Source organism: Glutamicibacter sp. BW77, from assembly GCF_002332285.1.
In the GTDB taxonomy this organism is placed as follows: domain Bacteria; phylum Actinomycetota; class Actinomycetes; order Actinomycetales; family Micrococcaceae; genus Glutamicibacter; species Glutamicibacter bergerei.
This window is the reverse complement of the sequence record NZ_NRGT01000086.1, coordinates 27,571-48,607: the sequence shown is the minus strand read 5'-3', so window position 1 is coordinate 48,607 and position 21,037 is coordinate 27,571. Positions and strand designations below refer to the sequence as shown.

Annotated in this window: 33 protein-coding genes and 1 tRNA gene; 2 read left to right on the top strand and 32 right to left on the bottom strand. The window is 55.0% G+C overall.

What is annotated here, in order from left to right; translation table 11 throughout:
* Positions 1-9 precede the first annotated feature (9 nt).
* The 25 genes from CIK74_RS17290 to CIK74_RS18855 form a co-directional block, all read right to left on the bottom strand.
* Positions 10-645 (bottom strand): DUF6349 family protein, encoded by a 636-nt coding sequence (locus CIK74_RS17290; protein WP_096257640.1) that lies wholly within the window; start codon positions 643-645, stop codon positions 10-12.
* Between the two features lie 30 nt (positions 646-675).
* On the bottom strand, positions 676-1,146 hold the full coding sequence (locus CIK74_RS17285) for a hypothetical protein (protein ID WP_096257639.1): 471 nt from the start codon (positions 1,144-1,146) through the stop codon (positions 676-678).
* A 237-nt stretch (positions 1,147-1,383) separates the two neighbouring features.
* Entirely contained in the window at positions 1,384-1,716 is a 333-nt protein-coding gene (locus tag CIK74_RS17280; protein WP_096257638.1) for a hypothetical protein, read from the bottom strand.
* Positions 1,717-2,121: 405 nt separating this feature from the next.
* Positions 2,122-3,219 (bottom strand): DNA polymerase III subunit beta, encoded by a 1,098-nt coding sequence (dnaN, locus tag CIK74_RS17270; protein ID WP_096257636.1) that lies wholly within the window; start codon positions 3,217-3,219, stop codon positions 2,122-2,124.
* Positions 3,220-3,229: 10 nt separating this feature from the next.
* Positions 3,230-3,511, bottom strand: coding sequence for a hypothetical protein (locus CIK74_RS17265; RefSeq protein WP_096257635.1), 282 nt, complete (start codon positions 3,509-3,511; stop codon positions 3,230-3,232).
* A gap of 362 nt (positions 3,512-3,873) precedes the next feature.
* A complete protein-coding gene (locus tag CIK74_RS17260) occupies positions 3,874-4,149 on the bottom strand; it encodes a glutaredoxin domain-containing protein (protein ID WP_170947933.1) in 276 nt (91 codons plus the stop codon).
* Positions 4,150-4,250: 101 nt separating this feature from the next.
* Positions 4,251-4,646, bottom strand: coding sequence for a hypothetical protein (locus tag CIK74_RS17255; protein WP_096257633.1), 396 nt, complete (start codon positions 4,644-4,646; stop codon positions 4,251-4,253).
* 36 nt (positions 4,647-4,682) lie between these two features.
* Positions 4,683-4,856, bottom strand: a complete 174-nt coding sequence (locus CIK74_RS18865; protein WP_170947932.1) for a hypothetical protein — start codon at positions 4,854-4,856, stop codon at positions 4,683-4,685.
* A gap of 71 nt (positions 4,857-4,927) precedes the next feature.
* On the bottom strand, positions 4,928-5,521 hold the full coding sequence (locus CIK74_RS17250; protein ID WP_096257632.1) for a single-stranded DNA-binding protein: 594 nt from the start codon (positions 5,519-5,521) through the stop codon (positions 4,928-4,930).
* Entirely contained in the window at positions 5,514-6,098 is a 585-nt protein-coding gene (locus CIK74_RS17245; protein ID WP_096257631.1) for a hypothetical protein, read from the bottom strand. Before CIK74_RS17245 ends, CIK74_RS17250 begins: the two co-directional genes overlap by 8 nt.
* Before the next feature lie 2 nt (positions 6,099-6,100).
* A complete protein-coding gene (locus CIK74_RS17240) occupies positions 6,101-6,904 on the bottom strand; it encodes a lambda exonuclease family protein (protein WP_240520580.1) in 804 nt (267 codons plus the stop codon).
* A gap of 23 nt (positions 6,905-6,927) precedes the next feature.
* Complete coding sequence (locus CIK74_RS17235) at positions 6,928-8,115, bottom strand: AAA family ATPase (protein ID WP_096257627.1); 1,188 nt, start codon at positions 8,113-8,115, stop codon at positions 6,928-6,930.
* Positions 8,112-8,471, bottom strand: a complete 360-nt coding sequence (locus CIK74_RS17230) for a hypothetical protein (RefSeq protein WP_096257625.1) — start codon at positions 8,469-8,471, stop codon at positions 8,112-8,114. The genes CIK74_RS17235 and CIK74_RS17230 overlap by 4 nt, the downstream gene beginning before the upstream one ends.
* The gene (locus CIK74_RS17225; protein ID WP_141392987.1) at positions 8,461-8,775 is read right to left on the bottom strand and encodes a hypothetical protein; all 315 of its coding nucleotides are present in this window, start codon (positions 8,773-8,775) and stop codon (positions 8,461-8,463) included. Before CIK74_RS17225 ends, CIK74_RS17230 begins: the two co-directional genes overlap by 11 nt.
* 198 nt (positions 8,776-8,973) lie before the next feature.
* On the bottom strand, positions 8,974-9,303 hold the full coding sequence (locus CIK74_RS17220) for a hypothetical protein (protein WP_096257621.1): 330 nt from the start codon (positions 9,301-9,303) through the stop codon (positions 8,974-8,976).
* A complete protein-coding gene (locus CIK74_RS17215) occupies positions 9,296-9,691 on the bottom strand; it encodes a hypothetical protein (RefSeq protein ID WP_096257619.1) in 396 nt (131 codons plus the stop codon). The genes CIK74_RS17220 and CIK74_RS17215 overlap by 8 nt, the downstream gene beginning before the upstream one ends.
* Positions 9,684-9,932 carry a hypothetical protein gene (locus tag CIK74_RS17210; RefSeq protein WP_096257617.1) on the bottom strand — a complete coding sequence of 83 codons (249 nt, stop codon included), beginning with the start codon at positions 9,930-9,932 and terminating at the stop codon, positions 9,684-9,686. Before CIK74_RS17210 ends, CIK74_RS17215 begins: the two co-directional genes overlap by 8 nt.
* A gap of 165 nt (positions 9,933-10,097) precedes the next feature.
* Complete coding sequence (locus CIK74_RS17205; RefSeq protein WP_096257615.1) at positions 10,098-10,424, bottom strand: hypothetical protein; 327 nt, start codon at positions 10,422-10,424, stop codon at positions 10,098-10,100.
* 176 nt (positions 10,425-10,600) lie between these two features.
* Positions 10,601-11,113 (bottom strand): hypothetical protein, encoded by a 513-nt coding sequence (locus CIK74_RS17200; protein ID WP_096257614.1) that lies wholly within the window; start codon positions 11,111-11,113, stop codon positions 10,601-10,603.
* A complete protein-coding gene (locus CIK74_RS17195) occupies positions 11,113-11,934 on the bottom strand; it encodes a phage regulatory protein/antirepressor Ant (RefSeq protein ID WP_096257612.1) in 822 nt (273 codons plus the stop codon). Before CIK74_RS17195 ends, CIK74_RS17200 begins: the two co-directional genes overlap by 1 nt.
* Before the next feature lie 66 nt (positions 11,935-12,000).
* Positions 12,001-12,174 carry a hypothetical protein gene (locus CIK74_RS18860; protein WP_170947931.1) on the bottom strand — a complete coding sequence of 58 codons (174 nt, stop codon included), beginning with the start codon at positions 12,172-12,174 and terminating at the stop codon, positions 12,001-12,003.
* A complete protein-coding gene (locus CIK74_RS17190; RefSeq protein WP_096257610.1) occupies positions 12,171-12,479 on the bottom strand; it encodes a hypothetical protein in 309 nt (102 codons plus the stop codon). Before CIK74_RS17190 ends, CIK74_RS18860 begins: the two co-directional genes overlap by 4 nt.
* A gap of 85 nt (positions 12,480-12,564) precedes the next feature.
* Positions 12,565-12,804 (bottom strand): DNA-binding protein, encoded by a 240-nt coding sequence (locus CIK74_RS17185; RefSeq protein ID WP_096257608.1) that lies wholly within the window; start codon positions 12,802-12,804, stop codon positions 12,565-12,567.
* Positions 12,801-13,613: a Rha family transcriptional regulator gene (locus CIK74_RS17180; protein WP_170947930.1), complete on the bottom strand. Its 813-nt coding sequence runs from the start codon at positions 13,611-13,613 to the stop codon at positions 12,801-12,803. The genes CIK74_RS17185 and CIK74_RS17180 overlap by 4 nt, the downstream gene beginning before the upstream one ends.
* A gap of 70 nt (positions 13,614-13,683) precedes the next feature.
* Entirely contained in the window at positions 13,684-13,893 is a 210-nt protein-coding gene (locus tag CIK74_RS18855; RefSeq protein WP_170947929.1) for a hypothetical protein, read from the bottom strand.
* A gap of 95 nt (positions 13,894-13,988) precedes the next feature.
* Here CIK74_RS18855 and CIK74_RS17175 point away from each other — a divergent pair, with 95 nt between their 5' ends.
* Entirely contained in the window at positions 13,989-14,228 is a 240-nt protein-coding gene (locus CIK74_RS17175) for a helix-turn-helix transcriptional regulator (protein ID WP_096257604.1), read from the top strand.
* On the opposite strand, the gene CIK74_RS19165 is transcribed toward CIK74_RS17175, so the two are convergent.
* Entirely contained in the window at positions 14,211-14,345 is a 135-nt protein-coding gene (locus CIK74_RS19165) for a hypothetical protein (RefSeq protein ID WP_256382840.1), read from the bottom strand. The genes CIK74_RS17175 and CIK74_RS19165 overlap by 18 nt on opposite strands.
* 206 nt (positions 14,346-14,551) lie before the next feature.
* Here CIK74_RS19165 and CIK74_RS17170 point away from each other — a divergent pair, with 206 nt between their 5' ends.
* Positions 14,552-15,088, top strand: coding sequence for a DUF5067 domain-containing protein (locus CIK74_RS17170; RefSeq protein WP_096257602.1), 537 nt, complete (start codon positions 14,552-14,554; stop codon positions 15,086-15,088).
* Positions 15,089-15,144: 56 nt separating this feature from the next.
* Here CIK74_RS17170 and CIK74_RS17165 read toward each other — a convergent pair whose 3' ends face one another.
* The 6 genes from CIK74_RS17165 to CIK74_RS17140 form a co-directional block, all read right to left on the bottom strand.
* The gene (locus tag CIK74_RS17165; protein WP_096257600.1) at positions 15,145-16,338 is read right to left on the bottom strand and encodes a site-specific integrase; all 1,194 of its coding nucleotides are present in this window, start codon (positions 16,336-16,338) and stop codon (positions 15,145-15,147) included.
* An 88-nt stretch (positions 16,339-16,426) separates the two neighbouring features.
* Positions 16,427-16,500, bottom strand: a tRNA-Pro gene (locus CIK74_RS17160).
* A 100-nt stretch (positions 16,501-16,600) separates the two neighbouring features.
* On the bottom strand, positions 16,601-18,133 hold the full coding sequence (der, locus tag CIK74_RS17155; RefSeq protein ID WP_096257598.1) for a ribosome biogenesis GTPase Der: 1,533 nt from the start codon (positions 18,131-18,133) through the stop codon (positions 16,601-16,603).
* A gap of 103 nt (positions 18,134-18,236) precedes the next feature.
* Positions 18,237-18,935 (bottom strand): (d)CMP kinase, encoded by a 699-nt coding sequence (cmk, locus tag CIK74_RS17150; protein ID WP_096257596.1) that lies wholly within the window; start codon positions 18,933-18,935, stop codon positions 18,237-18,239.
* The gene (locus CIK74_RS17145; protein WP_096257594.1) at positions 18,917-20,020 is read right to left on the bottom strand and encodes a prephenate dehydrogenase; all 1,104 of its coding nucleotides are present in this window, start codon (positions 20,018-20,020) and stop codon (positions 18,917-18,919) included. The genes cmk and CIK74_RS17145 overlap by 19 nt, the downstream gene beginning before the upstream one ends.
* 3 nt (positions 20,021-20,023) lie before the next feature.
* Positions 20,024-21,037: pseudouridine synthase (locus CIK74_RS17140; RefSeq protein WP_096257592.1), on the bottom strand; the 1,014-nt coding region annotated here is incomplete at its 5' end.

Sequence of the window (21,037 nt, the reverse complement as noted above, 5' to 3'; positions counted from 1 at the left end):
GAAATAAGATCACTTTTCGCCTTTCTGGTTGTGTGTCTTGCAGTCTTGGGTGACTCCGACTTTCACCCCGCCGTATTGGCTGTGACTGGGAACGTGGCGCGTACCGTATTTACTGTTTCCTCGGCAGTCGCGGATCGGTGCGCCGGGTTGAGTGAACTTCTCCGGGTAGCCGTCTGGAATGTTCCATTTGTACGAATACCCGGACGGCTTGCTTTCGAGCACTGGCAGGTCGCGCCAACCAGTCCAGCAGTGGTCTAGGTGCGCTTCCCACGCCTGACTGGCCTGCGCATAGATCCCAGTCCAGTGTTCGCAGTCGTGGCAGTAGACCCGGTATACGAGGCTTCCGACGCACTGGCATCCCTTGCCCCAATGGGCGCTGCACCTAAGCTCCGCGTCATAGCAGGTCGCTTGATGTGCCGAGTCTTTTCCCGATGCTTCCTGAGCCGACCAACCCCGGTACGGCTTCCAGTTGCCCTTGTCCACGTGAAACTCTCGATGGTGAGCTATCTTCGCGTCGTACATCGCTTCTAGGTCACCGGGATCTAGGAATGTTCCAATGTCGCCCATTGGTGGTGCTTCTGGCGCGGGCTGTAACGCCATGAGCAAATCAAATGCGTCTATTTGACCGTCCATGGTGGGTCTCATCTATTTGCCTCCTTGCATGGGAAAAGCCGCTCAGTGTTGAGCGACTTGCAGTGATTTGATTGCTTGCTTTACGGCTTCGACTCCGGCCGGATTCGAGGGCGTTGCCGGGGTCATTCGTTTGCCTAGCATGTTGTCGGGGCGTAGGCCGGTTTTTATGTCGGCCCAGCAGCATGGGCAGCTGTGAGCTTCGAACGTTGAGTGTTCTTCGCACAATGGGCGAGGGGCGCTCTGATAACCCTTGCCAGCGGGTGCAGTGTCATCCCAGAACCGCGAGGGCTCGTGAATGAATCCCGGTGTCTGCTTGACGTATTCGCCACCACTGCCGGTTGCCGTGGCGTAGGCAACCGCAGCCCTGATTGCATGGTTGAAATCGTGTGCGGGTAGTCCGTTTCCTTGGTTGGCGGTTTGTAGGATTTTCGAGATGCTTGCGATTGCCCATTCAGGCCTTGATGCATTGATGATCACTGCCAGCCGTTCGCCTTGTGAGCGTGTGAGTATCATTTTTGTCTCCAATAATCAGCAGCAATTTGTTGCGTCCGTCGCGTTAACTTACGCAACGATTTGCTGCTGACTTTCTTTGAATTGATGACCAAAAACTAACTAAGCTATCGACGCTACGTAAGTACTTAACTTGGTCTTGGTCTTGGTCTTGGTCTTGGGCACTTTTTCGAACGGCGTTCTTCCATCGCCTATGACGCTTTTGGAACGCTGGCAGAACGGCGTTCTTTCGCCGTTCCCTTACTGCTCTTCACTCTTCGATTTGAAACGTTTTTTTCGCTCAGCAGCCCTTGCCTTTTCTTCGATGACTTGGGTTTTTATTCTTTGGTACTCCGTCCAAGATAAGAATTTCCATCCGTCCGGGGCGGTTTCCCATAGCCCTGCGGTGACTAATTTCGCGGCTAGTTGCTTACCTTTAGGCCACGAGGTTACGAACCATTCGGGCACCGCTCCGTCAGTCAGATAGTCGGTGCAATATGTGCCGGAAACGAGCCATAATCCGATCGCTTCGAGGCCTGCATTGCGAACTTTCGGATGCGAATGCATTTTGTCATCGGCATTGAACCAGGCCACTAGTCAGACCTCGCAATCTGTTTTAGGTTTTCCCAGTCAGCGGGAGGTATCTCGAAACATTCGAGGTAACCAGCACCCCGCGATCCGAGCTTTTCTGCCGCCTCACTTTTGTGCTCGTAGGCTCGGGGATAAAGTGCCGAGACCCTACGAATTAGCCAAGCCTCAGCCGTCACCGAATGACTCAGCTCTGCGTAGTTCGCTAGGTCTATCATTTGACCTCCACGCGCTAGCAAACGTGACCAGCGCCGCGAACTGTGCCACGTTTCGCCTATCTTCACTACGCCGTCGGGCCAGCCAATAACGTAGCGCTGAGGTGATAGGTATCGCCCCGCGGAAAGATGATTCAATGGGGTACTTATACGTGGCGGGTTCCAGTCCAAATGTTTAGTGGACACTTAGAAGCTCCTATTGGTTGGGCAGGCGAATTGGCATGAGTAGGTATCGGCTGCTACCGTCGCCTGGCTCGATGGTCGCTGGCTTCGCGCCTGCTGGTGAGAGCTTCACCTGATCGGTGTCGATGGATCGAAGAACGGTCAGGAGGAAGCTTGGGTTGAATGCAAGAATGAACTCTTCGTAAGAGTCTGTTTCGATAGCTACTGACGCGGCGTTGTCGCCACCGCCAGCGTCGAGCACGATCATTGAATCTTTGGCAGTGAGGCGTACTGGCGTGTTTCGTTCAGCCATGACGCTTACCGCGTCAACAGCGTCGATGAGTTCTTTTCGGTCGATGGTGTGGGTGTCGGTGCTCGCGTTGGTGAAGAGCGCCCGAACTTTCGGGTAGTCGCCACTGAGTAGGCTGATGCTGCTTGTGTAGGGGCCGGAGGTGACTCCGATCCGCGATGGCTCGCCGCCGTCCATGCTGATGTGTAGGGTGGTTTCGCCGGCGATGGTTTTGGATATGTTTTTGAGCCAGTCCGTTGAGACGGTTGCGGAGATTTTCATTTCCGCGTTTGGTTCCCAGTTGGTGTAGTCGGTACCGATCTTGTAGCGGTCGGTGGCCATCGCGTCGATCCGCTCCCCCAGTTCAAGGTGGATGCTTTTCAGGACGGGCAGGGCTTCGTCTGTTGATGCGCAGCCTTCGAGTGCGTGGATGAGCGTGGAGAAGTCGTTGCCGTTGATGGTACCGATATCTTCGGGGTTGCCGTTGAGGTTCTTCGGGTACTCGTTGGCGGGCATGATTGGCATTTCGAACTTCATGGAGCCTTGCGATAGGTACGCACGGTCTGATTCGACGCGGACTGTGACTGGCTTCTTCGATTTGAACTTGTTGACGGCTAGTCCAAGCATTTGCCCGTATAGGAGAGCCTGGCCAGACTGTTCAACGTCTACTGGTACGGCAACTCTTGAATAGCGAAGGTAATCAGATCCGCTGGCTCGCAGCTCGTGCGGTTGAACTTCGAGCAGTACGGCGCTCATGATAGGCGAGGTGGGCCGCCCAGCGATCGCGGTTTGTGCGAACCGTACGGCTTCTTTGAGGTCTGCGGGGTCGATGGAGAACTTCATGATTGTTTTCCTATTCGTTGTCGAGGGTTGGAACGGTGAGCGATACTTCTAGGCCCGCCGTTTGGATTGGGCCGCCGTGAGTAACGCTTACGTGTATTTCAGATTCGGTTTGTCGTAGTTCGAAGCCTGAAAATTTGGCTTTGCGTATGAATGCTTGTCGCTCTTCGTCGCTTCGGAATGCGAGCCAGGTATGCAGTGGGATGCCCCGGTATTCGTTGCCTGGCGCGTTGCCGAACTCGATGAGGTTTGCGAGCGCACGAAAGGCGTCGGCTTGCTTTTGTGGTGTGGTCATCGTCGGGTTCCTTTTAGGTAGATGGGCCGGCCTTGGTAGCCGATGCCGTTGCGGTCTCGCATGGTGCGTCCGATGGCTTGTTCGGCTACTGGGTCGCGGTAGAGTTCGCGCCCGGATTGTTTCTGTCGTGCTGTGCTGTGGCATAGGCAGGAACCGGACCGGCAAAACATGTGTGGTGCGGTGCCTTTGCAGAGTGAGCAGCATGGCGGGGTGTCGGTCATCATTTGGTCACCATGCGCACTTTGCGGTTGCGTCGATCCTTGTTTCGAGAGTTAGCGAGCTTGTCTTGGAATGCTTTGGAGCTCCGAAGGTTTTCTTCGTGGGAGGGCCGCGGCGTGATGACTTTCCTCTTAGTCGGCACGTTAGTTCGCCTCCAAGATGTGTTCGTTGATTAGGTCGGGTCGGAACGAGAACCAATCGGCTATGAGCACGTTGTGCTCGTCGTAGACCGTCACATAAGGCATTTCAGAGCGCTCGCCTAGTTCCTCTGCGCGTGCCCTGATCGCGGCGGCTAGAGGCTCGTTCTCTTTGGTCGATGCGTCGATGGTCGCGTATGGGATTTTCGCGTCATCGAGTTTGCGTTTGGTGATCCGGCATTTCTGGCAGGAGGCCGTGGTGTGTACGGTGATTGCGCGCAAAATAAGTTCCTTTGGGGATGGGTTGGGGCTGGCATCCGTGATGGATGCCAGCCCCGTTTTGGGTACTAAAAAAGCCAGTACGTTATGCACTGGCTTGATGACTACTGCTTGCCGGTCTGCAATTCGATTTCAGGGATCAGCGTCTCTGGCTTCACGATGACCTTCGTGTGATAAACGCTCACGTCGATGGATTCCATCTGCTCGGCCACGTAGAAGGTGTTGTCTGACAGGCCGATGATGTGCTTGCGGTATTCGTCGGGCCCGTGCTTGCATGTGACTTCGAGTTGGTGGCCGTGGTCAGCGATTGAGCATCGCCCGACGACTTCGAACGCGAAGTCATTCGTGATGCCGTTGACACCTACGATGTGGCGTTGAACTTCGAAATGGTCTGCTTCCTTGGACAGGTTGCGGGATGCCACGTCGGCGTTGGTGCAGCCGGCGAGCGCAAGCGCGCCTACGGCGAGTGCGGACATTGCGATGATGCTTTTCTTCTTCATGGTTGCCTTTCGGGCGTGAGGTGGAGGTGAGGTTGTTTAGCGGAGTCCGTGGCGCTTGCGGAAAGCGTCGTACTCGGCATCCTGCTTAGCAACGGCCTGATCGAATTGTTTCTTCGCCGCTACTGCTAAGACGCTGGCGATGATTGCCCACAGGATGAAAAGGCCTGCGATGACTGCGCCGATTACGAGGATGATTTGGATGATGTCCATGATGTTTTTGCCTTTCGGGCATAAGGAAAGCCGATCTGTTCAGACCGGCTTGTGTTTACTGTGGGGTGCTATTAGTTGGCCCAGCCACCGTTGGGGTTGGCGTTCTGCGTCCAAGGATCGTTAGCAGGTGGCGGGCTCCAGCCTCCACCCTGTGTCGGCTGCTGCTGTTGTGGCGGTTGCTGTTGCGGTTGTGGTTGATTCCAACCGCCCCCGTTGTTCTGCTGAGGCGGCGGGCCTTGCTGGCCTTGTGGTGGGTTGCCCCACCCGCCAGGCTCATAGGTGTTCGCGTTGCCACCGCCCTGCTGAGGCACGTTCTGCTGAGGTGTTGGCTTATTGCGCGCCTTCTCGAACGGGTGAATCCCCCAAGCCGTGAAGTCCAATGCAACACCGCGTGTTCCGTCTTGCTTGTCGTAATCGCGGGACCAAAACTCACCTACAAGTTTCACGCGGTCGCCCTGTTTTAGGCCACGCTCATAATGCATTTCACCGAGTGATCCCCAGATCGAAACGTTGAACCCTTGCGTCTTCAAAGTCTCATAAGTGCCGTCTTGGCGTTTACGGTCTTTGTTTTCGATGACACGAAAGTTCAGCACGTTAGAACCGCTCGGCGTGGTCTTCAACTGGGAATCAGCGGCCAGGTTGCCGGTCACTGTCATTTCAGCCATTCGTGTTTCCTCCTATTTTTTCCATGATTACCGCGTAATCGTGCAAAGTGATTTCATGCGGCCCGTTGAGCTGTCGGCCAAGTACCTGCGCCGCAAACTGGGCAGGATTCTCGATACCGGCGTTCGTGGCAGCCATGTTGATTTCGTTCCACTGATCCGGGCTAATCGTTGGCTCTGCGTTTACTGCGGCTACGGTTAGGGGCTCAATCTTGTGGGTTTTGCGTTTATTCTTCGAAGCTGGCAACACAATGCTTTTTAGCTTTTCGATACCAGACATGTGGCTAATCTCGATACCGCCAACCTTGTCCGGACCGAAAGTAGTGTCGGGGTTGCGAAACAAGGTCAGTTGCGAACCGATATAGGCCAGCGGGTCTTTACCCCAAACGCTCACCATGATTCGACGCATAGATTTTGAGGGGCGGTAAGGCCTCCCAGGTATCTCCGCGAGATGGAAATTGAAAGGTTGCTCTCTACTACCTTTCGTCACGTTCTCGATAGTGAAAGTCCGCGGCCCCGTGCGAAGATCCTCAGCGTTAAGCTGATCACTCTTCGGGGCAATACTCTCGGTCATGTCCATGGTTACCAAACCTCCATATCTGCAAAGTGGTCGATGCGCTCAGTTGCCGGCAACCCGGTGATGCGCTCGTAGTATTCGCTGATCATTTCCTCAGCATTTTCTTCAAACGCACGCAGAGCAAGCTTGATCGCTTCCTGCCATGCCGGGATCGGGTACACGCGTTTGACGTACATTGGCATGCCGCCCGTCCAGCTGAGGTAGTCGCACCATTCGCGGCCACTGACCAAGAGTCCGCATTGGATTTGCGCCATGTTTTCAGGTGGCACGCAATCCTCGAGGAACGTTTCGAGTTGCTTTTTCTGTGCACGTGACTTGACTTCGATTAGCCCCTTGGCACCAACAAGACCGTCTGGTGAGTAGCCGATCTTATAACCGTCGATTTCGCGGGTTATGAAACCAACTTCTCGCGCTTCGGCATAGTGCTCGCTGTAGTGCTCTCGGGCTATTGGTTCGTCAAGGTTGCCGCGTTCCATGTCTCGCGACGTGAATGACGGTTCAACGAAGCCGGTAATTCTTTCGGCAGCGAGCGAGCGGGTTAGTCCTCTCGAAGTTTCGTTGCTCGCGGGCTTCATAGTCTTAGTAGTGATTAGCAAACCGACCACTGAGGCAGTCACTATCCCTCTGCGCTGTTCGAACCATTCGTCAGTGCCTTGCTCGATCTTCTCGAAAATCACTGGCTCACTGGATAGCGCCCGTTCCGGAATAGTATTTACCGGCTCCGGCTGGCTCTCAACCTTTGCTGGCTTCGGTTCGGTGAACGTCTTGGATACGACTGCGGGTGGTGTCTCCGGTTTTGGAGTTGCCACCCGAGCCCCTGTCTTGATAACCATTACGCTAGTTCTCCGTCTACTAGTCGGAACTCGTGGTCTTCGGAATCAGACACGAATTCAACAAATGCTTGGAAGTTGTTCTCTTCGCACATGGACTGGAGCACCTGCAATGAGCGCTCATCCATGACGTTGCCGTTGCGGATCACCATCGTGCGCACTTCTGGGTCGGTGGCGATAATCATTGCCGCGCTGACAATGATCTGCTCAGCGCCGGATGCCCGCGAAAACGGCACGCCTTGGTACAGCACGCCTTCTTCATCGAAAGACAGTCCTTCGACGGGCATTTCTGCAGTTGCGAGTCCATCGGCTTTACGCTTCTGCACTTCCTTAATCTGCGCATCGAATGAAGCCCATTCGCTGAGCAATTTGTCCTTGCGTGCAACTTGTTCACGAGCCGAGTTGTTTGCTCGGATAGCCGAGTTGGAAGCCTCGGCATTGTTGATCTGCGCTTGGAGAGATTCAAGCTCCACGCGGTCAGGGGCGGCTTTCAATACTTCGCCAGCCGTCTTCAAGCTTTCCTTTGCTTTGATCAATTGGCGCTCAAGAACCGTCACGTATTCGGTAGCGGCTTCCACACCATCAAGTGCAGCATCGAGCTGTGCATTGGATTCCTGTCCGGCGCGGTACTGGATGATCAATTCATTCAGACTGACTTCATCGGTTGGAATGTTCGCGTCCACATCGAAGTCACCGATCACCTTGGCCTGCTGTCCGGCCAATAGTCGCTTAGCTTCCAGAGCCTTGATTTCAGAATCAAGTTCAGCAGGAACAAACGGCAATTCCACGATACTCAGCAACGTTTCAAGCTGCTTCTTCTCGCCAGACATGATGAACGATGCAGCATCAACACCGAGAACGCTCAACGCCTGGTCAAGGTCACGCTGCCCTAGCTTGTCGCCATTCGCTTTCTTGCCCGTAAGTGTGGGGCCGGACGGTGTGAACTTTTGGTGTAGCTGTGTGCCATCGGTCAGCTTGATCTTGATATCGGCTCGCCCTGCGCCGTCTCGGATCGGGCGCTTGATGAATTTTGCGTTGAACTTGCAGAATCCGGTTTCGATGGCATCCAAGATGCTGGTCTTGCCTGCCGCGTTCTTTCCGAATAGCAGGATGACACTGTTGGTTGGTTCGATCTTCACTGCGCTGATACGTTGGAAGTTGGTAATTTCAAGCGATTCAATGGTGCTCATTTTTTGTTCTCCTTGTTGGTTTCGGGTGTAGTGAAGGCCCCCACAATTTTGTGAGGGCCTTGCGTGTATTCTCTTGCTAGTCCGCGTATCCAAGCTGCTTGGAACTTGGATATCTTACGGGTCTCAAGGCTTGTGTTTACTAGGTCCGTGAGCGCTTCGGCTTTCGCTTCGGCGCGGACCTTGGCGATGGCACGGTCGAATTCCTTGAACGCTTCATCCTTGACTGCCCACCATTCTTCTGTTGTTCGGCCATTGCCAGGGTCTTTTGATAGTGCGTAATTCAAGCGGCTGCTATCTAGGATCTCCCCATACTCCCCACCGTGGTAAGTCGCCTCGTACTTCTCATTAGCGCCCATTGGTGAGCTCCCTAATTTCTTTAGCTCGATTGCTTATCATTGAGCACCACCTGTCTACTTCGTCGCGGTCGTCCTCGTCTGCGAATGTCTCCATGTCTTCCAACATCTGTCTCTGGCTGGATACGAAGCTTTCAAGTGCATCTGCCTCCCGTTCCTGCATGTGCTTTTCCAGCACCTCGGCTACATGGTCACGCTTCACTGGTTCCCAATCAAAGCCCTCCGAAAGGACACGTGCGCCGATCCAACCGCATTTGCATCTGAGCCATTCCTCACGGGTAAAAACGTTGCGCCCAACTTCAACCACGTGCACTTCGAGGATTTCTTGGATGGTTATGGCTTACCCCCTCGGTGTAGTAGTGGCTTCATGCGCGGGTTGCGGATTCCAGATCCAACTTGGCAGTATCTTTGTCCCTGGAAATACCTATGAAGATATAGGCGTATAGCCGAGGGTCGAATCCACCAGTGCGCCATACCCTCTTTGGCTTGCTTGACGTACGGCTTCCTAGGCACCTGGCACCTCCGGCAGGTACAGGACACGGGCGGGGAGTGATACGACGGTGGCAAATCGATGTTTTATGCCGGGAAAATACCAGTCGTCGCCGTACTTCGATACTGCTTCATCAAGACTGTTGAATATCACGGTGCCATGTGGCAACGCATCGAGTTCTTCCACGCTGTTCACTACTGACTGGGCGGCGGCGAGGTAAGCGGACACGGCGGCGCGAGCTACAGCTACGTGCATTTCCTCGGCAGGCAATTTTCCATAGACGATGCCCATCGTCGCCTTAGCTGCCGCTTCGAGCGCGTCCGGGTTTAGCGGGGTGTTAGGCATCTGTTTCCTCGAATTCGATCGGCTTTGATTTCTCTACGGTGACGATGCAGCCCCACTCTCGGAGCCGGTCCGCCATGAGTCGTGCTGAGTGTCCGTTCATCCAGTGCTTGCGGTGCTGGAATGGGACGATCATTGGCGGGTCAGTTTGGACGTGCTTGCCGGCGCCTTCAGATGGTGGGGTGAGGCTGTTTTCGTACCAACTGTTGCCCTGCTGGTAGATCCATCCTTCGAAGTCCCAGTCCATGAATGCGGGTAGCTGTTCGGACAAGCTAGGGTCGTAGTGCGCGTCCAAGCATTTCTGCCAGAACTCCACCGACTGATCCACGAACGGCTTCCCGTCCTCGGTTGGGTAGGAATTGATAGTCACCCTGTACAAGTGCTTACTCACGGGTTTCTCCTTGGTTGGTGCGGTGGCGTAGTTGTATCCACAGCCCCAAGTTGATGCAGATCATGTCGTAGTCAGTGTGGAAGTCGCAGCCAAAGTCTCCCGAGCTCACGACTTTCTGTCCCATGCGCTTGTGGAACCTGCTGCGCTCTTCCTTATCTGGGCTGTAGGTATCGATAATGTCGCCTCGCTGCACGTCATCGAATTGGATTGGGGTTCCGGGCAATAGGCCACGCGGGATCACTAGTTTTCTCCTTGGTTGGTTCGTGCCATACGGTCGGCGTAGGCAATAGCTTCAGCGTGGGTGTGAAACCGGGCTAGCCAGCCATGCGCCGGTAGGATGCGCCCGTTTCTGCTTTCCACGCACCACGCCCAATGTTTACCTCCGAGCCTGCGAACCTTTAGACGGTCAGCCACGGTTATCACCGTCCAGTGCGCGGAGTACGGCGAGCATGGCCTCAGACCAGCCGTACTCGGTTGGGTCACCAGTCGCCACCTCCCGCACTCTTGCTACGGACTGTTCGGCCTCGCGGGCACGCCACTCAGCCTTACCCTTCTCAGTTCCCATTGCCGCGAATTGCTTAGCTATCTTCTTCTGGGACTCGCGGACCACGACAAGATCCCGCTCGGCCTGTTCGAGGCGGGCAATCAACGCCTCGGTGGTCACGATCGTTAGTGGCATGTCAGACGCAAGGATTTCTTTCAAGCGCTGTAGTGGAATGTCGTTGATGCTCACGCCGCGCTCCTTTCAATTAGTGCCCAAACCATGAATGCTACGAAACACAGTCCGGCGAGGATGAAGTCAAATCTCAGGTAGCCCATGCGCCGACCAGGCTGAAGATCGACCAGATGAACAAGGCGGATGCGACGGCGATAACTTCCAACCAGTAACCGGTAGGGGTATCGTCAGAATCAGAATGGCAAGTCATTGATTCCCGCCTTGATAGCAACAAACTCAGACTGTGTGCGGATCAGATCAACTTTCGACTGCAACCGATCAGCACGCTCGTTCATCGCCTGAATCTTCCGACGCGCATTAGCCTCAGCAACCGGAACAAACTCGCTAACTTCGGCTTCCATGATGGTTACCGTCGCGCCCCAACGTTCGGCTCGCTTAGCACGGGCACGAGCCGCCGAACGAGACTGGAACATTCCACCCATGTTCGGCCACACGAAAGGATAGCTATCAACTGCGAGATCCACAGCCCACTGGCAATCGCCACGTTCTGCCATTTCGTTGATGAACTTCTCCCATCCGATCGGCTTCCAGTCGGGATTCTGAATCAGCGTTTCCGCGAAATCCCAAGTAGAATAACCCCACTCTTCCGGCGAATCATCGATAGCACTAAGCTCCGGGAAATGCTTCCAGAAGTTGACCTTCGCCTCGGCGGGAATGTCAGTGATAACAGCTTTGTAGAGACGCATTAGGAAGCCTTCTTTTCGTTGTAACGGGTTTCGAGTGGGAGGATTGACTCTTCGAATGAGCCGTACTGGTTTGCGAGGCGGATAAGCAGCCGGGCAATAGCACTAGCGCCAGGAGCCGTGACCTTGAGTGTGTGCATGACCTCGCCACCAAACCGGGGAACATCATGGTTGAGCACGGCTTGGAAGTACTGCTTCTTGTCAGCCATCGCTGAGTACCGGGCCACTGGGACCAGCTTCTCTTTGCTGTTCGACCAGCGGGACTTCGTTTGCGAATAAATCCAGCCAGAATAAATCAGCGCATCCCGCAGGTCACGCTCACCAACCTCAAGGTCAGAAGCCAACGTGCGGAACGTAATCAGATCCTCGTCAGCAACAAACGTGTCCACGTAATCGGCTTTGGGCTGGATCGCTTCCAGCTTGGAACTCAGTGCCAGAACCTTGTTCGTCTGAATCTCAAGTGCTCGGTGAACAATCTCATCCTCGGTGAGTGGCATCGCGTTATTGATCCGCTCGGCCATCTTGAAGAATGCATCAACGAGCGACACTTTGAACTCGATAACCTTGTCAGTGTTCCGCATGAACGACATGACCAGCGTTGATTGCTGCTCGCTCAGCAGGGCAACCCGGATTGGATTGCCACCACCAGGAAGCGGTCGCGTTTCAAACGCGATCGGTCCGAACCTATTGATCTGGTCAGAGTGCTTGGCGATCATCTCTAGGACGTTCTTATGCTGGACGCCTGCTCCCTGTGCAATGGTTTCGGAAGTGACCACGAGGACGCGACCGTTGTGCTCGATGGTTGGTACAATAGGGTTATTCATTTGTTTCTCCTTGAAACGACGAAACCCGCTAGTGACTGCTAGCGGGTTTTACTTTTGGGGTTGGGGTTAGCTGAGATTGGCAAATTCTTCAAGAGCCGAATCGATACGAAGCGCCATATCAATAGCCAAGGTATTCATCTCATAAACACGCTTGCGATAACTGGCATCGTCTCCAGTGCTCAGTGCATAGACTTGAGCGCGCAGGATATCTCTTACGGATTCTGAATAAGACTTGCTCATGCTGTTACCTTCTCTCGTATGCGGCGTACCGCGTTGGGGTGGAATGGTGCAACATCTGCACAGTTACGGCACAACTCATGCCACGGCTGATCGGCATCAACACAAGCCGTCGCTTCTTCGCCTACCGGATCTGAATAGTGAATGATCCGCATCAAGTCCGGGTCATAGTGACCCTTCTTGAAATTGTTCGCCAGCTTGTCGGCACGAGCTTTCGAAAGATCCTCACCGTTATCAGTAGCGAGCACTAACAGTGCATCGCGGATCTCATTCTTAGTAGCCTTACGGTCTACAGCCTTGAAAAACATAGAGTTCTCCCTAGGTAACGCGAGTCTCGAAAGACAAGCGGGATAATGCGGTGATTGTTTGCCCAGACTTGGGGCGGGGTTACTCTTAGCTGATTGCTTTGAGTGCTGCGCGTAGTCGCGTCTTGTTTGTTCGGGTCTTGCGGTATTCGGTACCCATTTTGATTACTTCGTACTGCGAGGCGCTGAATCGGTAGATTCGGTCTGAGAACTTCGTGCACTCCCAGTCACCGTTATGGATCTTGGCTAGCACCGTTGTTTTGGAGATGTTCAGCTTCTCGGCGACTTGCGCCGGAGTTAGGAACTCTTCGTCGTCGGTGGCACTCATGCTGCGATTCCTTTGCGCTGGTTGTACTTGATTTCCAGATGCGGTAGGGCATCTCGAACTGATCCGTATTCTTTGGTGAGCTTTTCCACGAACCGGGTTACTGCTGCCACGCCCTCGGGGGTGACTTTCAAGGTTTCCCGGTTGGTCACACTGCCGGTCTTCTTGTTGTGGTACTTGCAGACTTTGAAGTAGGCCTGGAAGTTATGGTGTGCGGCGTACTCTTTGACCGTGTAGCCACCCATGATGTACGTGTTGGATACGTAGATCCACCGGCGGTAGATCAGGGCTTTGCGTAGGTCTGATTCGTTGATTTGTAGGTTTCGGCAGACGGTGCGGAATAGGGTTACGTCTTTCGGGTCTACGTGCTCGTCTACGTAGGCGACTTTCCCGGCGTCGGCTTCGATCTTTGATTCGAGCTGGTGGACTCGCGTTTCGGATTCGATAGCCATTTTGAGGATGTCCATGCGGGTGAGGGTGGCTGGGTCGAAGCGTTGCGCTTCTGCGAGGCGCTTGAACTCTTTGATCAATGCAACCTTGAACGCTTTCACCTGGGCAGTGTTCCGCTGGAACGTCATGAGAAGCATTGCCTGCGGTTCATTCAGCAGAGCGACGCGAATGTCCGAACCGGCCTTGCCGGTAAGTCGCATTTCAAATGCGACTTGTCCGAATTCTTCAAGTTCAGCCTCATTCGCCTTGATCAGCTGCAAGGTTGCGCGGTGCTCAACGCCTGCGCCGGTTGCGATCTGCTCGGACGAGACAACTAGTTCATTGTTGCTGGTTTCGATCATTGGTACGATGGTGGTAGTCATTTTGACAACCTTTCTAATTTGGTGATTGTTGAAATGTTGGCCTTCGATGTTCGTGCATCGGAGGCCTTTCTTATGCGGCGGCGAAGAACTCTTGCACTGGGATTTGGAGGAATTCGGAAATATCCATAACCTCGTTCGCTCCCCAGCTGACCTTTCCATCACGTCGGCGCTTGAGCTGGTCAACTGACATGCTCCCTGCTTCCGCGATGGCCACCCATGGGATACGGCGCTTTGCCTTCTCCGTTTCAATTCGGCCTGTGACCGTTTCGTTGATGTCCATACCCATAGTCTAACCATACGGTTAGTAACAATGCAAGCGGTTAGGAAAGTAGTCATAAATGTTGCTATCTAACCAAAATGAGGTAGACTAACCATATGGCTAAAGAAGTCAGTGACACAACAGAGAAGATTGCTAGGCAGATACGCCTGGCGATTGCAGAGAAAAGTGTCGCCCCATCGAATGAGTGGGTATCCAAGAAAACCGGGATAACCGCAATGTCGATAGGGCGATACCTCAAGGGTGAACGCGCAATACCAATGCCCGCTTATGTGGCCATTTGCAAAGCCTTTGACCTTGATCCAGCAGAGATTATGACCCTAGCTCTGAATCAGTAGTATTGGATCAATGCCTGCCGCATCGCAGATGAGGTAAACATCAGTTGCGGTCAACTTGGAGAGCGTCACCTCTAACGGGGTGGCGCTCTTCTTTTTCTCGTCGGTGCTTTCCTGCACTACTTCTTCTCCAATTGTTCGAAAGTATGTTCGATTGAGAGGTTGCACTAACCCTAACCGAGCGCACCGACAAATGGCCAGTTGTTACGGATTTCCATAACGTTTTGGTTTCAAAAAACCTATTCAGCCAGACGATGAACCAAACCATGCGAGCCAACCAGATAGCCTAGAAGTTCTGCCCGACAACTCCCACCAAAAGGAAAACCGTGAAAAAACTTGCATCACTCGCAATTGCCGCCACGCTCGCAATCTCACTCTCCGCTTGCTCCGACAGTGGAGAAATTGAAAAAGGTGGAGCTGAAAAGCCAGCCGCAGCAGCAAGCCCAACGGTAGAGGCAGCAGCCGAAGAGAGTAAAGAGCTTCAGTTCGGCGACAAATACACCTACGAAAACGGCGTATCGCTTTCCATCAGCAAGCCAGAAGACTTCAAGCCAAGCGAAGTCGGACTAATGCTCGTCACCGAACCAGAGGGCAAGAAATTCGTTACCTTTGACGTGACGATTGCAAACAACTCCGAAGAAGCGTACGACCCCAACCTTGCAAACTTCACCGCATCATCAGCCGGCGAAGAAGCAGAACAAATCTTTGACACCGAGAAGAAGCTAAGCGGCTCCCCTAGCACCACCGTCAAAGCTGGCAAGACCGTGAAGTTCAAAATCGGCTTTGCAGTCATTGACAAGAAAGATATAACCCTAGACGCTTCACCAGGCTTCGAATACGACACCAAAACTTTCGAGAACTAAGCGTTAAACAGAAAAGACCCCGTTAGAACCGAAATTCTAACGGGGTCTTTTAGCGTCTACCGCTCTACCTCAAGCGATTCTTTAGCGTCAATCTCTTTCTGCGTCTCGATAGTGAATAGCCCTGCCATCGAAGCTCCCATGTTCCTTGCGCCCTTCATGCGGGATTCTGGCATGAGGTGCGAATACACCTTAGATGTGGTGTTAGTGGACTCGTGACCCATCAGCACAGAGAGGTCAAAGATAGACATGGGCTCGTCGCCGGTGAGCATCCATGAGGCGAACGTGTGGCGCAGGTCGTGGATTCGTGGGGCCTTCTTGAGTCCGTCTTTCTTGGCTGCGATAAGCGCCGGCTTCCATGCCTTGTTGTGGAGTGCTTGCGTGGTCATCTCTCCCCCGGCTTTCATTTTGAAAACATAATCTTCGGGGGCGCAGGTTTGGATCTGCGGGGCTATCGTGAGAGCTAAGTTCTTATCCATCGACACGGTGCGTCGAGCGCGCTCAGTCTTAGGTACGCCGATGGTACGCCCGTTCTTATCGTCACGCTTCCACGCCTTGGTCACTCGCACGTTGAAGTCATCCTTATCGTGAGAGAAGTCCCCTGGCTGTAGTGCTGCCGCCTCTGAGAAGCGTAGGCCGGTGCCGACAAGGAAAAGGATGAACGGGTGGAAGTGCTTATCTAGGTGGCGCAGGATCAGTGCCAGCTCAGCCTTGGTAAGGAATGTCGTCTTATCCTCGGTGTGGTCATTCTTTGGCAGGCGCGTATGCTCACATGGATTGTCAGCGCGATACCCGCGGTAGATAGCGGTGGCCATGATCGAGTAGATGAACCCATGAACGTTCTTGATCGTCTTGGGGGTTAGCTTCTTCTCACGCATCCACATGACCCATTCGGCCATGTCTTCTTCGGAGAGCATGTCTGCTGGAATATTGCCGATCTTGTCCACGATATGGTTTTCGATCATGCGCTCATAAGTGTGCATGGTGTGCACGGTAATGTCTGTGAGTCGCTTCAAATGATACTGCGCTACGACTTCAATTGTGGGGCTATTAGAGGCCGCACGGAGTATGTCACGATTCGTCTTTGCGGAGTCGTGGCCGTTCAATTCTAGGTAGCGTTTGTAGTTTTCCGCATCTACGAGAGTGTGGAAAGTTTCGTATGAATCCGCGCCTTTTTGGCCTTTTTCGCGCCAGCGTACGCGGTATGAGGTGGTGACACCTTTGCTGTTTTTTCGTGTCTGAATGCTCGCCATATAGGCAAGTTTAATCGACCTTGGACACAGTTTCGAGCGATTTGGACACACGGCCTAGAACTTCGTTGAATTCTAGGCCGTGAATCGGTCGGGCTAGCGGGATTTGAACCCACGGCCTCCTGACCCCCAGTCAGGCGCGCTACCAAGCTGCGCCATAGCCCGATGCTCTCGCAGCCGTTATCCCTGCGCCCGAAGGCGAGGGTGCCGTCTACGAAAAGCTCCTTAATTACCCTACCTCAAACGAGGTGTAATTTTCGAACCGTTACCGATTACGGCTACGACGCTCACGAATGCGCATCGAAACTTCGATCGGAGTACCCTCAAAACCGAAGGTTTCACGCAGACGTCGCGCGATGAAACGGCGGTAGCCTGGATCCAAGAATCCGGAGGTGAAGAGCACGAACTTCGGCGGACGCGAAGACGCCTGGGTACCGAACAGGATGCGTGGCTGCTTACCACCGCGTACCGGGTGAGGGTGCGCCGCGACGAGCTCGCCAAGGAACGCGTTGAGCTTGCCAGTTGGAATGCGCTTATCCCACGAATCCAGCGAGGTGTGTAGAGCGGCAACGATCTTGTCCTTGTGCCAGCCGGTCAACGCCGACATGTTCACACGCGGCGCCCACTCGATGTGGGCCAGATCGCGCTCAATTTCCTGTTCCAGGACGTAGCGACGATCTTCGTCGACTTCATCCCACTTGTTGAACACGAGCACCAGCGCGCGGCCGGCTTCGATGGTCAGCTGGATGATGCGTACGTCCTGCTCGGAGACGGTCTCATTCGCGGCCAACAGCACTACTGCGACTTCAGCCTTTTCCAAGGCGGTCTGGGTTCGTAGCGACGCGTAGTAATCCGAGCCCTGAGCCATGTGCTGACGGCGGCGGATACCTGCGGTATCTACGAAGCGCCATACCTCGCCACCGAGTTCCAGAAGCTCATCGACCGGGTCGCGGGTGGTGCCGGCATAGTCGTCAACAACCACGCGCTCGGAGCCTGCAAGCTTGTTCAGCAGCGAGCTCTTACCCACGTTTGGTCGGCCAATCAGCGCGATACGTCGCGGACCACCGGAAGGAATCATTCCACCGAAGGCCGAATGTGCGGGAAGCTTTTCCATCACCGCGTCCAACAAGTCCGCGGTACCGCGGCCGTGTAGTGCGGAAACTGGCCATGGCTGACCAAAGCCCAGACCCCACAGCGAGGCTGCTTCGGCTTCTTGGTTAAAATCATCAACCTTGTTGGCGACCAGGAAGACTGGCTTGCGCTTCTTGCGCAGCATCTTCACTACGGCCTCATCGGTCGCGGTAGCGCCCACATGTGAGTCGACTACAAAAAGGATTGCATCGGCTACGTCTGCAGCGATTTCAGCCTGCTCGGCAACCGAAGCGTGGATGCCCTTCGCGTCGTGCTCCCAACCACCGGTGTCCACCACGGTGAACGGGCGGCCCAGCCACTCGGCCGAGTAGGAAACACGGTCACGGGTGACTCCCGGAACGTCTTCCACTACTGCTTCGCGGCGACCGAGGATGCGGTTGACCAGCGTTGATTTGCCCACGTTGGGGCGACCGATGATGGCCAGCACCGGTGGGATGATGACGTCTGCATCATCTTCGGAGTCGTCATCCAGGCCGGAGAGCAGCGCGGCGTCTTCGGCGTCCAGATCGTAGTCATCGAGTCCGGAGAGCAGAGCTCGAGTACGGATTTCCGCGTCTTCCTCGCTCAGTTCGGCTAGGCGCTCGGCGATATCGTCGTCTACAACGGGGATGTATTCCCCATCGTGGGAGTTGTTGTGGTCGCTCATGATATTCCCTTCAAGGCGATAGGTCCTGCCCAAGGTGGCGGGCGGAACGTGAATCTTCATCGGCTCTCGCCGAGGATGGGCGCCGGTTAAGGCTTAGTTAGTACTACTTTTTCGCAGCCGTATTGATTGCGTCAAGCACGGCGTTGATGGTCTGCTCAAAATCCAGGTCCGAGGAGTCAACCGTAATCACTCCATCGGCGGCCTGGGTAAAGTTCACAACCGTCGAATCTTTCTTATCGCGTTCAAGCACCTGGGATGCAAGCGCGCTAGCGTCCTGAGTTCCGCCAAGCTGGATTCCGCGACGGCGCAGGCGCGCCTCTTCGGAAGCAGTCAGCAGGATTCGGGCATTTGCATCGGGGGCGACAACGGTGGTGATATCGCGACCCTCTGCGACAATGCGCACGTTGGTTGCGATGATTTCACGTTGTCGGCGGACCAGCTCAGCACGCGCTTCCAGATTGGTTGCCACCGCAGAAACCTGCTCTGAGATGCGTGGTTCACGAATCGCGTCGGTCACCACGGTATCGCCGATCACCACATGTTCGTGATCCGGATCTACCGAGATTTCCAGCTTTGCTTCGCGCACCGCGGTAGCTATCGCGGCAGCATCGGACAGGTCAGTTCCCGCGTCGAGCACCGAGTAGGTGATCGCCCGGTACATTGCTCCGGTGTCCAGATAGGCAGCGCCTAGTGCGCGGGCCACTGCCTTGGAAACCGAGGACTTGCCAGAACCACTTGGTCCGTCAATGGCGATGACAAGGTTCGTTGGGTTAGCTGCGTGCGTCACTGGGCTACTTTCCATCCGTTGTTCGTCAATACGTTGATCAGTTCATCGCGCCGTCCGGGCAATACCGACACGTCCACCAGTCCTACCTGGTGTCCGGCGGAATGCTCCATGCGCATATCTTCAAGGTTGATACCTGCCTCGCCGATATCCGCCACGAGTGCCGCGATCTGCCCGGGTTTGTCATCAACGACGACGGTAACCAGTGCGAAAGCTTGCGGTGGGGCACCGTGCTTGCCCGGAATTCGAGCCTGCCCGGCGTTGCCCTCGCTCATCAATTGCGACAAATCCAGTAAGGCGCCATGGCCCGTTGGATTGTTCAACGTATTGATCAGCCGGTCCAGATCTTCTTTCATACCCGAAAGGATCGGGATCAACGCTTTCGCGTTATGTGAGAAAATCTGGATCCACAACTTTTCATCGCTTGCAGCGATGCGCGTCATGTCACGCAGTCCGTTGCCGGCCAAACCCAACTGGTGGGCTTGAGCGTTTAACAAACGCGAAGCGATCATCGAGCTGGCAGCCTGTGGAAAGTGGCTGGTCAGCGCGACCGATTCGTCGTGGTCGGTGACGTCCATGCGGTGCAAGGTCGCCCCCAGATCGATGGCCAACGCCTCGGCGGTTTTCACGCTCGCGGCGGAGGCCAACTGGTGCGCGCAGATCACCCACGGCATCGAGGTAAACAACGCGCCACGCGCGGCGGCCGGACCTGATTTCTCCCGTCCTGCCATCGGGTGTGTACCCACATAGCGGGCACGATCTGCGTCGCTGAGCCGCACATCGGCATTCACCGCGTCAAGGATTGAACCCTTCACGCTGGCGATGTCGACCACCGTCGAATTCGGGTACTTTAGCAACGATTCGGCCACCAATGTCGCGGTGACATCTGGCGGAGCGCCAATGACCACCAGTTCCGGGGCGACTCGCGCCTCGGAATCCAGCGGTTGGCCAGCGCCGATGTCATGAGCCACAGCTTGTGCGGTCGGCGAAATGTCCTGCAGGTAAACTGCTACGCCCTTAGCGCGCAGCCCCAGACCCACCGAGGTGCCCAGTAGTCCGGTGCCAATCACCAGCACTGGGCCGGCAAGGTGAGAAGTGGGCATAGGTTACATCCCCACCATGGACATCAGGTGTCCGACTTCCTGGTTACCCAGAGGTCGGATGACGCCTTGCTTCTGATCGCCGAGCTGGATCGGACCGATACCTACGCGCACGAGGCGCTCTACAGGGTGTCCGACTGCATCGAACATACGACGTACGATGCGGTTGCGACCCGAGTGCAGGGTCACCTCAACCATCACGGACTTCGGCGTGGTGTCGATTACTTTAAGATCGTCAACCTTGATCCAGCCGTCTTCCAAGCGGACGCCTTCGCGCAGGGCGTTGCTCGCGGCGCGCGAAATTGGGCCAGGAACCTGTACCAGGTAAGTTTTTGGAACCTCATACTTCGGGTGCTGCAGGCGGTTGGCCAGTTCCCCGTCGTTGGTCAGGATCAGCAGACCCTCGGTCTTGTAGTCCAGGCGGCCCACATGGAAGAGGCGCAGCTGAGCATGCTCGTGACGGAAGTAATCGGCGATGGTACGACGACCCTCAGGATCATCCATCGTGCACATCACGTGCTTTGGCTTGTTAAAAACGAAGTACTTGTTCGTCTGGTTCAGCTGCAAACGCATGCCGTCGACGTGGATGGAATCCTTGGTCGGATCCACGCGGGCGCCGAGTTCAACAATGAGCTTGCCGTTGACCTCAACGCGGCCCTCGGTGATCATTTCTTCACAGACGCGCCGTGAAGCGACTCCGGCGTTAGCCATGGCCTTCTGCAGACGAACGCCGTCCTGGCTATCGGTGCGGTTTGCCTGGTTTTCGACGCGAGCCTGGGCCCGAGCACGCTGGGTTGGGCGGGCATAGTTTGACTGCACCGAGTTACCGAAACGTTCCTTACCAAAGGCCGCCTCGGAGTTCTTTCCAAATGCTGAGGAGCTGGACTTGTCACGGCTTGCGCCTGGTCGACCGGAACGATCGCCCTGCTTATTGCCAAAGGACTTGCCACCTTCGGAACGGTTACCGTAAGGCTTGTTACCCTCGGAACGATTGCCGTAAGGCTTATCGCCGTAGGACTT

Bases quoted from the DNA above. Each gene is read 5' to 3' on its own strand.
- CIK74_RS17250 (WP_096257632.1), bottom strand. From the start codon at position 5,521: ATGGCTGAAATGACAGTGACCGGCAACCTGGCCGCTGATTCCCAGTTG.
- CIK74_RS17285 (WP_096257639.1), bottom strand. From the start codon at position 1,146: ATGATACTCACACGCTCACAAGGCGAACGGCTGGCAGTGATCATCAAT.
- CIK74_RS17290 (WP_096257640.1), bottom strand. From the start codon at position 645: ATGAGACCCACCATGGACGGTCAAATAGACGCATTTGATTTGCTCATG.
- CIK74_RS17145 (WP_096257594.1), bottom strand. From the start codon at position 20,020: ATGCCCACTTCTCACCTTGCCGGCCCAGTGCTGGTGATTGGCACCGGA.
- CIK74_RS17255 (WP_096257633.1), bottom strand. From the start codon at position 4,646: ATGAAGAAGAAAAGCATCATCGCAATGTCCGCACTCGCCGTAGGCGCG.
- CIK74_RS17230 (WP_096257625.1), bottom strand. From the start codon at position 8,471: ATGGGCGCTAATGAGAAGTACGAGGCGACTTACCACGGTGGGGAGTAT.
- CIK74_RS17235 (WP_096257627.1), bottom strand. From the start codon at position 8,115: ATGAGCACCATTGAATCGCTTGAAATTACCAACTTCCAACGTATCAGC.
- CIK74_RS18860 (WP_170947931.1), bottom strand. From the start codon at position 12,174: ATGAGCAAGTCTTATTCAGAATCCGTAAGAGATATCCTGCGCGCTCAA.
- CIK74_RS17185 (WP_096257608.1), bottom strand. From the start codon at position 12,804: ATGAGTGCCACCGACGACGAAGAGTTCCTAACTCCGGCGCAAGTCGCC.
- CIK74_RS17200 (WP_096257614.1), bottom strand. From the start codon at position 11,113: ATGCGTCTCTACAAAGCTGTTATCACTGACATTCCCGCCGAGGCGAAG.
- CIK74_RS18865 (WP_170947932.1), bottom strand. From the start codon at position 4,856: ATGGACATCATCCAAATCATCCTCGTAATCGGCGCAGTCATCGCAGGC.
- CIK74_RS17190 (WP_096257610.1), bottom strand. From the start codon at position 12,479: ATGTTTTTCAAGGCTGTAGACCGTAAGGCTACTAAGAATGAGATCCGC.
- CIK74_RS17265 (WP_096257635.1), bottom strand. From the start codon at position 3,511: ATGACCACACCACAAAAGCAAGCCGACGCCTTTCGTGCGCTCGCAAAC.
- CIK74_RS18855 (WP_170947929.1), bottom strand. From the start codon at position 13,893: ATGGACATCAACGAAACGGTCACAGGCCGAATTGAAACGGAGAAGGCA.
- CIK74_RS17165 (WP_096257600.1), bottom strand. From the start codon at position 16,338: ATGGCGAGCATTCAGACACGAAAAAACAGCAAAGGTGTCACCACCTCA.
- CIK74_RS17220 (WP_096257621.1), bottom strand. From the start codon at position 9,303: ATGCCTAACACCCCGCTAAACCCGGACGCGCTCGAAGCGGCAGCTAAG.
- der (WP_096257598.1), bottom strand. From the start codon at position 18,133: ATGAGCGACCACAACAACTCCCACGATGGGGAATACATCCCCGTTGTA.
- CIK74_RS17180 (WP_170947930.1), bottom strand. From the start codon at position 13,613: ATGACTACCACCATCGTACCAATGATCGAAACCAGCAACAATGAACTA.
- CIK74_RS17175 (WP_096257604.1), top strand. From the start codon at position 13,989: ATGGCTAAAGAAGTCAGTGACACAACAGAGAAGATTGCTAGGCAGATA.
- cmk (WP_096257596.1), bottom strand. From the start codon at position 18,935: ATGGAAAGTAGCCCAGTGACGCACGCAGCTAACCCAACGAACCTTGTC.
- dnaN (WP_096257636.1), bottom strand. From the start codon at position 3,219: ATGAAGTTCTCCATCGACCCCGCAGACCTCAAAGAAGCCGTACGGTTC.
- CIK74_RS17245 (WP_096257631.1), bottom strand. From the start codon at position 6,098: ATGGACATGACCGAGAGTATTGCCCCGAAGAGTGATCAGCTTAACGCT.
- CIK74_RS17195 (WP_096257612.1), bottom strand. From the start codon at position 11,934: ATGAATAACCCTATTGTACCAACCATCGAGCACAACGGTCGCGTCCTC.